This window comes from Empedobacter brevis, from assembly GCF_965118635.1.
GTDB lineage: Bacteria > Bacteroidota > Bacteroidia > Flavobacteriales > Weeksellaceae > Empedobacter > Empedobacter brevis_A.
The window spans coordinates 43,372-55,521 of the sequence record NZ_CBCPHV010000007.1; the positions used below are offsets into that span (position 1 = coordinate 43,372).

Sequence of the window (12,150 nt, forward strand, 5' to 3'; positions counted from 1 at the left end):
AATGAAAAGTAAAATCAGAGTAGCTTTCGTCTCAAACTCTAATCCTTTAGACAAAACATCTTGGTCAGGTACTCAATTTCAAATATTCAAATCTTTGCAAAATCAATTCGAGTATGTGAAAGCTATTACTTGTGACAATAAATGGTTAAAAATTTTTGGAATAATTAATAAAATAACTATTCCCTTATTTAATAAAAAATATAATTATCAACATTCTTTGTTCAGAAGTTACTTTCAATCGAAAGCAATTCAAAAATCTTTAAATAAAGAAAATTTCGATGTAATATTTTGCAGTGCGGGATCGACAGAAATAGCCTATTTAAATACTAATATTCCTATAGTTTATTTATCGGATAGTTCATTTGGACAGCTAGCAGATTATTATGATGTATTCAAAAATTTATTTAATTTTTCAAAAAAAGAATCAAATTTAGTTGAATTAAAAGCTTTGAATAAAGCTTCTCACATTATTTATCCAACAAATTGGGCAAAAAATTATGTGATTAAAAATTATGATATTTCACCTTCAAAAATCTCTAAAATTCATTTTGGAGCCAATATTAATGATAACTTAATTAACTATAATTTAAAGAAATTAAATCAAAAAAAAACATTTAATATCCTATTTTTAGGTGTTTATTGGGAAAGAAAAGGCGGCGATATAGTATTAGAAACATTTACTAAACTAAAGATGTTAGAAAAAAATGTTCATTTAACTATATGCGGTTCAAATCCTTATGTAACAGATTCTGATATTAGTATTTTTCCGTTTATAGATAAAAACAATGAGAAAGAAATTAAAAAACTAATAGAAATTTTAGAAGAAACCGATTTATTATTTGTTCCTACAAGAGCTGAATGTTATGGAATTGTTTTTAATGAAGCTGGTGCTTTTGGTATTCCCGTATTAACTACAAAAACAGGGGGAGTTCCAGAAATCGTTATTGACAACTATAATGGATATACACTAGATTTAAATGAAAAATCTGATAGTTATTTAGAAATAATCTTAAATATTATGAATAATAATGAGTTATACTCTAATTTATCTCACAATGCAAGAAAAAAATATACCGAAGAAAATAATTGGAATTTCTTTGGATTACAAGTAAGAAAAATTATCGAAAATATTTCTTAAGATGTTCTATTTTTAAAAAAAATATAAATTTGTTAAAGTTATTTTATAATTAAGTATGATGAATAAAATTTTATACGGAGTATTGATTTCCAGTTTTTTAATATCATGTGGAGATAAAAAAGGAGAGCGATCAAAATCAAATGAGTCTAATGGAGATACTGTTGTACCTGTTGTAATAACTGATCCACTAAAGATTTCTTTAAATGCCATTATCTCAAAAGATGATACACTAGAAGTGTATTATAGATTTGAGCCTAATGCCAATTTTGAATCAATGTATGTTGTAAGCACACCTGTGGTAGGTAAAGACTCGGCACAAAATATAGTTTTTGATTTACCTACAGATAAAAAACCATATGATTTTAGAATTGATTTTGGAAATAATAAAGAACAATCAGATATCCAAATAAAAAACTTTAATATGCAGTATAAAGGTAATTCTTTCAATGTAAAAGATACTTTATTTTATCAATATTTCTGGAATAACGAATTCATTGATTATACTCGTAATAAAGCCATAGTTAAACCAAAATCTGTAAATGGAACTTATGATCCTATTTTCATGCCAAGAGAGGTTTTTGCTACTGAGGTTAACAAATTATTCAATCCTATTCCCACTGCAAATCAAACTCCAGCTCCTACGAAATAAAAAAAGAAAATTATATTCTAAAAAAGTCTTCGTATTAAAGAAGACTTTTTTTATTCATATACATTAAGAATATTAAAATTCCCTTTTTTAGAATTAATGAATACTCAAAAAAATATAGCTAAAAACTCAATTTTCTTAACATTTCGAATGTTAATTACAATGGGATTAACATTAATTACTTCGCGATATATATTAATAAATCTAGGCGTAGAAGACTTTGGTGTATATGGTGTTGTAGCAGGCGTATTAGGTTTATTCTCATTTATTCAATCTACACTCGTTAGTGCATCTGCTCGTTTTTTTTCTTATGAATTAGGAAACACCAATAAGCTAAATAAATTATATGAGCAACTTAATATATCTATCTCAATTCATATAATTTTTGCGATATTCATTTTTATAATTGCTGAAATTTTTGGAGTTTATCTTGTAAACAATTTTATTGTTTTTCCTAAAAAAATTCTCTTTGATGTCAACATCCTTTTTCAAATTACAATAATAAATACAATTGTAATTTTTTTAGGATTACCTTTTGAGGCCGTGTTAACTTCTTTAGAAAAATTTAAAATTTATGCATACATAAAAATTATAGACACAGTAGGGAAATTTTTAGTAGCATATTTTCTATTCTTTTTTACAGATTTTAAATTAATCTATTATTCAATCGGTTTATTATTTATTAGTATAATTATCAATCTCTTATATTATTATTTTTCTTTGGAAAATAGTAATAACCATTCTTTTAAATTCATCTTGAATAAGAAAAAATTAAATCCAATTTTGAAATTCTTTTCATTAGATTTATATGGAAACTTATCAATAGTGTTACAATCTCATGGTATTAATATATTACAAAATATATTTTTTGGACCAATTGCAAATGCTTCCATAACTATCTCTAATCAAATACATGGAGCTATTGGCTCTTTCTCAAATAGCGTTTTAATAGCTACTAAACCACAAATTATAAAAGCCTTTGCTAGCAAAGAATATAAAAATTTTAATTCATTAATAAATTTAGCAACAAAAATATCTTTTATAATTAGTCTTATTGTGTCAGTTCCAATATATTTCAATCTAACTTTTGTACTTGAAATTTGGTTAAATAATCCTCCGAAATATGCTTTAATTTATTCTCAGTTAGCAATTATAATTAATTTATTAACAATATCTTTAAGCACAATAAACTTTGCTATTCACGCAACTGGAAATATAAAGTGGATTAGTTTTTTGAGTGGAAGTTTTTATATGTTAATATTACCTTTTACCTACATCGCATTTAAAATTGGATATCCTACTCAATCAAGTTATTATATAGCATTAGTTATTAGTCTCATTATTTGTTTTATTAATATATACATTCTAAAAAAACTAGTACAACAATTTATACTTACAAATTTTATAAAAACATTAATCAGAATGATTATTGCTGGATCAATTATATTTTTTGTAACAAATCATATCAATAAATGTAATATAATTAGTAATCAACTCATTAACACAATAATTATTAGCATAATAGAAATAACAATTGTTGGAATAGTTTGTTTAATAATTCTTTTCAATAAAAAGGAAAAGAATAGTATTAAAAATCTTTTGTACAAAAAATTAAGAAAATGATGTCTCCAAAAATTTCAATAATTATTCCTATATATAATTCAGAAAAATTTTTAACAAAATGCATTAATTCTATAATCAATCAAAATTTTTCTGATTATGAATTGATCTTAGTAAATGATGGTAGTACAGATGAATCACAAAAAATATGTGAAGAGTTTACAAACAGTTATTCATTCATTAAACTAATAAATCAAGTTAATAAAGGTGTTAGTTCTGCTAGAAATATTGGATTAAATAATGCAAAAGGAAAATATATTTGCTTCATAGATAGCGATGATACAATTCAAAAAAATTATTTTGAAAATTATTTTGAGATTATTAATTCTTCCAAAAAAGAAATTGAATTAATAATACAAGGAAATCCCAAAAGCGCATATTCAAATAACATGGGTAATCGTTTTTACTTATCTACTGATTACCATTCTATTTTTGATAAATTAAACTTAATGTTTAATGGCTATTTACATTCTAAAATTTTTTTAAAATCAGTAATCGTCCAAAATCATCTAAAACTAAACAAAAGCATTCATTTTTGTGAAGATTTACTGTTTTTATTAGAATACTTAGCTTGCATAAAAGAATTTTATCTATATAAAGTAAGTTATTATAATTATATGGAGAATGAAGAATCATTAGTTACTAAAATAAATTCTTTTGAATCTGAATTAGAAACGCTAAAATACTTTAATACTATAATGATTACTTACAGAATAAAAGACTATTCTAAGTTCCCAACAATTAACGAATATAGTTTTGTTTTTCTTTATAGAACATTCTTCGCCTTATTTAGAGATTATAAAACATTTGGTACACGATTAGAAAAATATAAAATTATTAAAAACAATTTATCATCTTCTATGAACGTTTATAAGATAAATGGAAATATAAAATATATATATTTATTGTTTATAAATAATAAATACCGACTATTTGATATCGTTTTTTCTATACTATTACGTTCAAAAAAATAATCATGAAGATTAAAAAAAGTATTATTTATAGCTTTTTATTTATTATACTCATACTTTTACAATTATATGTTGTTTCTTATAAAATAAGTTACATTATCCAATTATTTGTATTAATCATATTATTCTTCGATGTAAAAATTAGAATTAAAAAATATTTTATTTACATTTTTATGTTTTTATTCTCTTTAATTTTATTAGGATTTATAGGAACATTTATCAACAAATATGAAATTATAGATATCGTAAAAGATTTTATATTTATATCAAAACCTCTTTTAAGCTTTACTTTGGCATATATAATAGCAAATGCAATTGATAATAAAGAAAAGTTTATTAGGACTATTATTTATCTAGGCATTACATGTGCATTAATACATTTTTACATCCTATTTTTTTTAGTAAAATTTAATACAATACATAGTATTAGAGACTTAACAAAAGATAATTTTGTTGAATTATTTGCGCTTTTCTTTTTGATTGGATATACAAAAATTTTCAATAAAAATTTTACAGATAAAAAAATAATACGTTACATTCTTATAGGCTTATTAATAATTTCTAGTTTCTTCTATTTTTCTAGAATGACTATTATTATTTCTGTAATTTTAATTTTAGCTTATTATGGTTTTTTACGAATTAATCGAATAAATGCAAGCATCTTATTTGGTATTCTGTTTAGTATATTAGCCATATTCACAGTATTAAACAATATACAAATTAATAGAAATAGTAAAGGATTTGAAGCATTTCTATTTAAAATTAAGAATTCCCAAAAAGAAATGTTAAGTACTAAAATAGATGTTAATAATAGTCAACAACTTTGGGATCACTGGAGAGGATACGAAGCTAAAAGAGCTCTTATTTTAATGAAAGAAACGCCATATTCAACAATAATTGGCTGTGGGAATGGATCATTAATAAATCTAAGGATTATGGCTCCTTTGACTGCAGACTCAAAAGGAATTCGTCATATTTCTCATATACATAATGGATATGCATTTGTCTTTTATAAACTAGGTAGTTTAGGTTTACTAATCTATTTATTCGGTATAAGTATAATTTTTTTAATAGGTCAAAATAAAAATAATTTTTTAGCAACGTCAATATCTTCAATTGCAATCATATATTTCTTAACATCTTTCGCTATTACTGGGATATATAATCTAAATGAAAATATTATACTAATTTTAGGCGGATTAATATTTTATTATTCACCATCAACCAAAAAAACAACCATATAATGAATGATATTATAGTTTCTGTAATAATTGTCAATTACAACGGGAAAAAATATATCAAAAATTGTTTTGATTCATTACAAGAACAACTCTCCAATCTTTCGTATGAAATTATTCTTGTTGATAATAACTCTTCTGATGATAGTGTTGACTATATAAAAGATAACTATCCAGAAGTTAAGGTAATTGAAAGCGATGAAAATCTAGGCTTCGGCAGTGGGAATAATTTAGGTGTTACTTACGCACAAGGAAAATATGTATTACTTTTTAACAATGATACAATTTTATTAAACCCTATCAATGAAGGAATTTCGTTTTTAGAAAATAATATCGATGTTGGTATATTAGGAATTAAAATGATTGATGCTAAAAAAAATTATCTTCAATCAGCTGGTATATTCCCAAATTATATAAATATGATTATTTTTAAAAAACTATTTATAAATACTGAAGAATTTACAAGTGGAAATTTTAAACAAAATGTATATAATGTAGATTGGGTTTCAGGAGCATTTATGTTGTTGAAGAAACAACTTTATGAAGAAATAAATGGTTTTGATAAAGACTATTTTATGTATGTAGAAGATGTAGATTTCTGTAAAAAAATTGCCGATAAAAATTTAAAAAGAGTCTTTTTTCCATCTTTAAAATATATTCATTACGTTGGTTTTAAAACAACAAAAAACCCCTTAATTATAGAAGGTTATAAAACATACATAAACAAACATTACAAAAATAATATTAAAAAATTTATATTAAATATCTGTTTATCATTAAGTTCTATGATAAAAAAAATAAAATATGATTAAAAAAATATTTCAAGCTTTATTATTAAAATCTGGAAAAAAATATACTATTGATAATGACATTCCTGATCGTTTATTTCTTTATTTCATGAAAGAAAGATTAATAATGATTATAAGAGGATATTTTATATTTAGAAAAAAAGTTTTCGTAGGCGAAAACACTAATATTTTAAATCGATTAAATATTGAAATAGGACAAAATGTAACAATAGAAGATTATGTTAAAATTGATGGGTTTGCAAAAAATAAGCTTCGATTAGGAAATAATTCTAAAATTGGAAAATATTCAATCATAACATGTACTAGTCATATGTCAAAATATGGTAAAGGGTTTGAGATTGGTGATAATTCTTCTTGTGGACAGTTTTGTGAATTTGGATCTGCAGGAGGTGTTTCAATAGGAAACGATGTTATCATGGGAGGGTATGTAAGTTTTCACTCTGAAAATCATAATTTTATAAATAAGAATAAATTAATAAGAGAGCAAGGTGTTACATCTAAAGGAATAAAAATTGGAAATAATATTTGGGTTGGGGCTAAAGTAACTTTCCTCGATGGTTCAAAAATAGGTGATAATTGTGTAATTGCTGCAGGAGCGGTTGTTACAAAAGAGTTTCCTAACAATGTTATTATAGGAGGGATTCCTGCAAAAATAATTAAAGAGATTATGTAATGAAACATATTTTAATTGTCCATCAATCAGCAGAATTATATGGTTCTGACAAAACTCTACTTTTATTTCTCAAAAATCTTGATAGAAAGAGAATCGTACCTACAGTTATACTGCCTTCAGAAGGTCCGCTAAAAGATGAAATCAATTTACTAAATATTCCTGTATCTATACAACCAGTTCTAAAACTTCATAGAAATTTATTTAAACCAAAAAATTTCTTGAAATTTATTTCAGACACTTATTGTTCTATTAAATTTATAAAAAAACTAGATAAAGAAAATCATTTCGATTACATATACTCTAATACTATAGCAGTTCTAGCAGGATTTATTTATAGTTTTTTTTATAATAAAAAGCATATTTGGCATGTACATGAGATCATTGAAAACCCAAAAATTGTTAAGAAAATTTTTATAAAACTATTAGATTCAAAATCTAATTATAAAGTAATATTTAATTCAAAACAAACTCAAAATTTTTGGCTGAAAAATACTAAAAACTTACATAACACAGGAGAACTAATTTGGAACGGATTAGATTTTAAGGAAATTAATAAACCTACTGATCTAGAAATATCTAATTTTAGATCAGAAATCATCTCATCTGATAAAGATTTGATATTATGTCTAGTAGGAAGATTTAATCCTCAAAAAGGTCAACTGTTTTTATTAGAAGCTTTTAAAATTTTATCTAAAAAAAATAAAAATATCAAACTTCTTCTTGTAGGTTCTTATTTAAGTAATCAAAAAAATTATTATAATCTATTAGAAGAATTCATAATATCTAATAATCTTTCAGAAATGGTGAAGATTATACCTTTTCAAAAAAATATATGGAATATTTGGTATTCTATTGATATAGCATTAGTACCATCCTTATATCTAGAACCATTTGGCTTAGTAGCTATTGAAGCAATGTATGCAGAAAAACCTGTAATAGTATCTGCTCATGGAGGATTATTGGATATTGTAGAAGATAACAAAAATGGTTTATTATCTAAGCCTTTACAAGTAAATGATTTAGTTGAAAAAATACAGCTATTGATAGATAATCCAAAAATCAGAGAGAAACTTGCTTTGAAAGGTAAAAATAGTGTCATAAAAAGATTTTCTATTGAAGAACATATGAATCATTTTTATAAAATTTTAAACTAATTTTATGAAAATTGCAATTTTAGGTACAAGAGGTATTCCGAATTACCATGGTGGATTTGAACAATTTGCAGAATTTTTTGCCGTTTATTTAGCCAATAAAGGAGAAGATGTTTATGTTTACAATTCTTCATTACATCCATATAAAGAAAATAAATACAAAGGTGTTCATATAATTACATGCAAAGATCCTGAAGATAAATTAGGTACGCCTGGACAATTCTTATATGACTTGAATTGTATTTTAGATGCTCGTAAACGCAATTTTGATATTATACTTCAACTAGGATACACAAGTAGTACTATATGGTGGTGGTTAATGCCAAAAAAGGCAATTATTGTGACTAACATGGATGGATTAGAATGGAAACGTACTAAATATTCGAAGAAAGTTCAAAATTTTTTAAAATATGCTGAAAAATTAGGGGCAGTACATTCAAATCATTTAATTTCAGATTCTCTTGGAATACAAAGTTATTTGAAAGATAAATATCATAAAGATTCTACATATATCCCTTATGGGGCTGATATTTTTGAGGACAAAAAAGAAGATATTCTAAAAGAGTATAATTTAGAAAAAGAAAAATATTCATTATTAATTGCACGATTTGAGCCAGAAAACAACTTAGAGATGATTCTCGATGGAGTTACAGAATCTAATGTTGATGAACCTTTTTTAGTTATTGGTAAACACGAAACCTCATTTGGAGAATATTTAAAAAACAAATACAAATCATTCTCAAATATTCGTTTTGTGGGAGGAATATATGACCTTAAAAAACTCAATAATTTGAGATATTTTTCTAGATTGTATTTTCATGGGCATTCTGTTGGTGGTACTAATCCTTCTTTATTAGAAGCTATGGCATCTAACACATTGATTTGTGCTAATAATAATAATTTTAATAAAAGTATTTTAAAAAATAATGCTTTCTATTTTAATGATCATAAAGATGTAAAAAAATTATATAGTCAACTTATAAAAGAGCAACATTTAAATTTAATTTACAATAATAAAACTGCCATTCAAAAAGAATTTAATTGGAATATAATCAACAACAAATATCATGAATTACTTAAAAAACTGGTTTAGAAATAACTTAATTGGATTGAATGGCTTATTGACGGCGATTACTTTTTTTCTACTTACTTTACCTCTTTCATTAGCAATAAATAATATAGCATTAGGCCTTCTACTTTTTGTTTGTATAATAAATAGACAACATCTACAGTTTAATCAAAATAGAGCTTTATATCTTCCAATAGCTTATTTTATTTTAATATGCATATCTCTAACTTGGACAATTAATTTAGAAAAATCCTTAAATAGTATTTCCAAAGGAATATCATTTTTATTACTACCACTTATTTTTCTATTCTTGCCTAAGTTTGAAAAGAAAGATGTTCATAAAATAATGAAAAATTTAGCTTATTGTATGTCGATTTATGCTATTTTTCTTATAATCAAAGGTTTTTTTAAATATATAGAAACAAATAATATAGATGTTTTTTTCTATCATGAACTTGTAACACTAGAAGTAAATGCCATTTATATCTCCATTATTTTTGCGATTCCTATGATTTTTTTATTAAGAGATAACTTGATAAATTGGAAAGACTATTTATCTGTATTTATTCTTTTTACGTTGATTATATTACTTTCTTCCAAAAACATAATCATTATAACTACTATATTAGGTTTTCTTAGCTTTATTGTATTTCGTAGAAAGGTTAAAAAGAAAAATATTATTATTTTAATTGGGATTATTTCATTGATTATTACTTTATTCGGAAATAAAATTCTCGATAGATTTGATGCTGAATTTAAAGATTTTGATAAAAATATAGTATTAGAAAATGGTGTTGAAAATATTTCTATCAAAAATGCCGTTTACCAAGAAAGTTTTAATAATAATCAATATTTCTCTGGAACTTCAATAAGAGTGTATCAAGCTAGATTATTGGTTGAATTCATTAAAGAGAATAATATTTTTTGGAAGGGATTCGGAATAAATGCTTCTCAGGAAAAAATAATTGAAAAGCAAGAAAAAAGAGGATATATACCCTATTTTGGTACATTAAATTTTCACAACCAATATATACAATCATTTGCAGAATTAGGCGTTTTTGGATTTACTCTTTTTTCTTTTATTCTTTTTTATTCTCTATTTATAGCAATAAAAAACAAAGATTATAATTTTCTTTCAATTTTTATTTTAATATCAAGTCTCAGTATAACAGAATCTATTTTTAGTAGACAAAGAGGAATAGCTTTATTTATCATTTATTTTTGTATGTATCATCATTTATACAATAAAAAAATAATCGCTAAATAGCATTTTCATCTCCTTTTATAACAAGCATTATTGTTAAATAAATAATATGAAAATCTAGAAAAATAGACCAATTTCTAATATAAAAAATATCAGTTCGAATTCTGTTTTCCATATCCTCGTTACAATCAATTGCACCTCTATAACCTCTTACTTGAGATAAACCTGTAATACCTGGTTTAACATAATGTCTGAGGTTATATTTCTTTATAATATCCCTATAGAAGTAATCTTGCGTAATCATATGAGGTCTTGGTCCAACAACTGACATATCTCCCAAAAATACATTTATAAATTGCGGTATTTCATCTAAACTTGTTTTTCTTAAAAACTTACCTACTCGTGTAACTCTTTCGTCATTCCTAACAGTAGCTTTTACAGAATTCATTTTAGTGTTACGCATAGTTCTAAATTTGTAACAATTAAAGACCTTTCCGTTCAAGCCGTTTCTTTTTTGAATGAAAAATATAGGACCTTTAGAATCAATCATTATTATGATTGAAATTAATGGAATTAACCAACTTAATATAAATATTATAACAAGGAGCGAGAAGATTTTATCAAATATAAATTTTAACAGCTTATTTTTAGTCAAATCTAAGGGAAATCTTTTTACAACCAATATAGGTAATGTATCAATATATTGAACTTTTAACTCTGTCAATTCGTTGTAAATGGAATAGGGAATGTAAATTATTTGAATATGATTAATTTCACAAAGTTCATATATTTTAACTAATACATCATTAGAAAATTTTCCCATCTGAGAAAGAAATACTTGATCTATCTGATTATCTATTAAATATTTATCAAAAAAAATATCTTTATACAACAAAAAACCATTTTCTACCTTCAAATCATGCATGTCAGATATATGATCTATAAACCTAACACCTAACCTATTACGAGTATTAAATAAATCAATAAATTTATTTGTATTTAAATTTTCATCTAAAACTAAAATATTACTCACACCAACACCTCTTTTATTTAAAAGAATATTAAACAATAAATAAAATAAACGTAATATGAACAATACAATAAAAATTGAAGATATATAAGCCAAACCTAACTGCCATGAAAATAAATCGTACTGTTTTAATCCAGAAATTGCAAAAATAACTATCGAAATAACTATAATTTGTAAGAACAATCTTTTAATATTATTCACAATTCTTTTCGTAAAAGTTATTTGATGCAATTTATTATGATCAGAAACAATAATCCATGAAATAATTATTAACAATAATGCTTTATAATGACTTATAAATAATTCTTTATAAGTAGGTAAATCATCTAAAATAACTTGATCTTTTGGAAAAAAATATAAGTATTGAAGTTTTTGAAATACAAAGAATAAAATTGATATAATGATTAAATCAATAATTTCTTGAATAAAATAAAATTTATTACCACTCGATTCTTTCATCAAAAATAGATTGCTAAAATAATTAAAAAAGATAATTCTCTCTATTAACGTCAATTTCTCTCATTTCTTATAAAACAATCTTCATTTAATTTTTTTACTTCTTTCATCTAATTTATTCCGTAAATTTGTTTTTACATTTTAA

General features: G+C 23.9%; 11 protein-coding genes. 10 read left to right on the forward strand and 1 reads right to left on the reverse strand.

Annotation, left to right across the window (positions count from 1 at the left end):
• The first annotated feature begins 1 nt into the window (after position 1).
• The 10 genes from ACMHJW_RS10665 to ACMHJW_RS10710 all read left to right on the forward strand — a co-directional run bounded on the left by ACMHJW_RS10665 (position 2) and on the right by ACMHJW_RS10710 (position 10,582).
• On the forward strand, positions 2-1,138 hold the full coding sequence (locus ACMHJW_RS10665) for a glycosyltransferase family 4 protein (RefSeq protein ID WP_413533396.1): 1,137 nt from the start codon (positions 2-4) through the stop codon (positions 1,136-1,138).
• Between the two features lie 58 nt (positions 1,139-1,196).
• Entirely contained in the window at positions 1,197-1,787 is a 591-nt protein-coding gene (locus ACMHJW_RS10670; RefSeq protein ID WP_413533397.1) for a hypothetical protein, read from the forward strand.
• A gap of 147 nt (positions 1,788-1,934) precedes the next feature.
• Positions 1,935-3,407: an MATE family efflux transporter gene (locus tag ACMHJW_RS10675; protein WP_413533456.1), complete on the forward strand. Its 1,473-nt coding sequence runs from the start codon at positions 1,935-1,937 to the stop codon at positions 3,405-3,407.
• Positions 3,404-4,378 (forward strand): glycosyltransferase family 2 protein, encoded by a 975-nt coding sequence (locus ACMHJW_RS10680; protein WP_413533398.1) that lies wholly within the window; start codon positions 3,404-3,406, stop codon positions 4,376-4,378. The genes ACMHJW_RS10675 and ACMHJW_RS10680 overlap by 4 nt, the downstream gene beginning before the upstream one ends.
• Positions 4,379-4,380: 2 nt before the next feature.
• Positions 4,381-5,619, forward strand: a complete 1,239-nt coding sequence (locus ACMHJW_RS10685) for an O-antigen ligase family protein (RefSeq protein ID WP_413533399.1) — start codon at positions 4,381-4,383, stop codon at positions 5,617-5,619.
• Positions 5,619-6,425: a glycosyltransferase family 2 protein gene (locus tag ACMHJW_RS10690; protein ID WP_413533400.1), complete on the forward strand. Its 807-nt coding sequence runs from the start codon at positions 5,619-5,621 to the stop codon at positions 6,423-6,425. Before ACMHJW_RS10685 ends, ACMHJW_RS10690 begins: the two co-directional genes overlap by 1 nt.
• The gene (locus ACMHJW_RS10695) at positions 6,418-7,095 is read left to right on the forward strand and encodes an acyltransferase (protein WP_413533401.1); all 678 of its coding nucleotides are present in this window, start codon (positions 6,418-6,420) and stop codon (positions 7,093-7,095) included. The genes ACMHJW_RS10690 and ACMHJW_RS10695 overlap by 8 nt, the downstream gene beginning before the upstream one ends.
• Positions 7,095-8,249: a glycosyltransferase family 4 protein gene (locus ACMHJW_RS10700; RefSeq protein WP_413533402.1), complete on the forward strand. Its 1,155-nt coding sequence runs from the start codon at positions 7,095-7,097 to the stop codon at positions 8,247-8,249. The genes ACMHJW_RS10695 and ACMHJW_RS10700 overlap by 1 nt, the downstream gene beginning before the upstream one ends.
• 4 nt (positions 8,250-8,253) lie before the next feature.
• Complete coding sequence (locus ACMHJW_RS10705) at positions 8,254-9,339, forward strand: DUF1972 domain-containing protein (RefSeq protein ID WP_413533403.1); 1,086 nt, start codon at positions 8,254-8,256, stop codon at positions 9,337-9,339.
• Positions 9,314-10,582 carry an O-antigen ligase family protein gene (locus ACMHJW_RS10710; protein ID WP_413533404.1) on the forward strand — a complete coding sequence of 423 codons (1,269 nt, stop codon included), beginning with the start codon at positions 9,314-9,316 and terminating at the stop codon, positions 10,580-10,582. The genes ACMHJW_RS10705 and ACMHJW_RS10710 overlap by 26 nt, the downstream gene beginning before the upstream one ends.
• Here the strand turns inward: ACMHJW_RS10710 and ACMHJW_RS10715 are convergent.
• On the reverse strand, positions 10,575-12,008 hold the full coding sequence (locus tag ACMHJW_RS10715) for an exopolysaccharide biosynthesis polyprenyl glycosylphosphotransferase (protein WP_413533405.1): 1,434 nt from the start codon (positions 12,006-12,008) through the stop codon (positions 10,575-10,577). The genes ACMHJW_RS10710 and ACMHJW_RS10715 overlap by 8 nt on opposite strands.
• Between the last annotated feature and the right edge of the window lie 142 nt (positions 12,009-12,150).

What these genes read in the sequence shown, in the direction of transcription:
- ACMHJW_RS10665 (WP_413533396.1), top strand. Translation starts at nt 2, where the DNA reads ATGAAAAGTAAAATCAGAGTAGCTTTCGTCTCAAACTCTAATCCTTTA.
- ACMHJW_RS10670 (WP_413533397.1), top strand. Translation starts at nt 1,197, where the DNA reads ATGAATAAAATTTTATACGGAGTATTGATTTCCAGTTTTTTAATATCA.
- ACMHJW_RS10675 (WP_413533456.1), top strand. Translation starts at nt 1,935, where the DNA reads ATGTTAATTACAATGGGATTAACATTAATTACTTCGCGATATATATTA.
- ACMHJW_RS10680 (WP_413533398.1), top strand. Translation starts at nt 3,404, where the DNA reads ATGATGTCTCCAAAAATTTCAATAATTATTCCTATATATAATTCAGAA.
- ACMHJW_RS10685 (WP_413533399.1), top strand. Translation starts at nt 4,381, where the DNA reads ATGAAGATTAAAAAAAGTATTATTTATAGCTTTTTATTTATTATACTC.
- ACMHJW_RS10690 (WP_413533400.1), top strand. Translation starts at nt 5,619, where the DNA reads ATGAATGATATTATAGTTTCTGTAATAATTGTCAATTACAACGGGAAA.
- ACMHJW_RS10695 (WP_413533401.1), top strand. Translation starts at nt 6,418, where the DNA reads ATGATTAAAAAAATATTTCAAGCTTTATTATTAAAATCTGGAAAAAAA.
- ACMHJW_RS10700 (WP_413533402.1), top strand. Translation starts at nt 7,095, where the DNA reads ATGAAACATATTTTAATTGTCCATCAATCAGCAGAATTATATGGTTCT.
- ACMHJW_RS10705 (WP_413533403.1), top strand. Translation starts at nt 8,254, where the DNA reads ATGAAAATTGCAATTTTAGGTACAAGAGGTATTCCGAATTACCATGGT.
- ACMHJW_RS10710 (WP_413533404.1), top strand. Translation starts at nt 9,314, where the DNA reads ATGAATTACTTAAAAAACTGGTTTAGAAATAACTTAATTGGATTGAAT.
- ACMHJW_RS10715 (WP_413533405.1), bottom strand. Translation starts at nt 12,008, where the DNA reads ATGAAAGAATCGAGTGGTAATAAATTTTATTTTATTCAAGAAATTATT.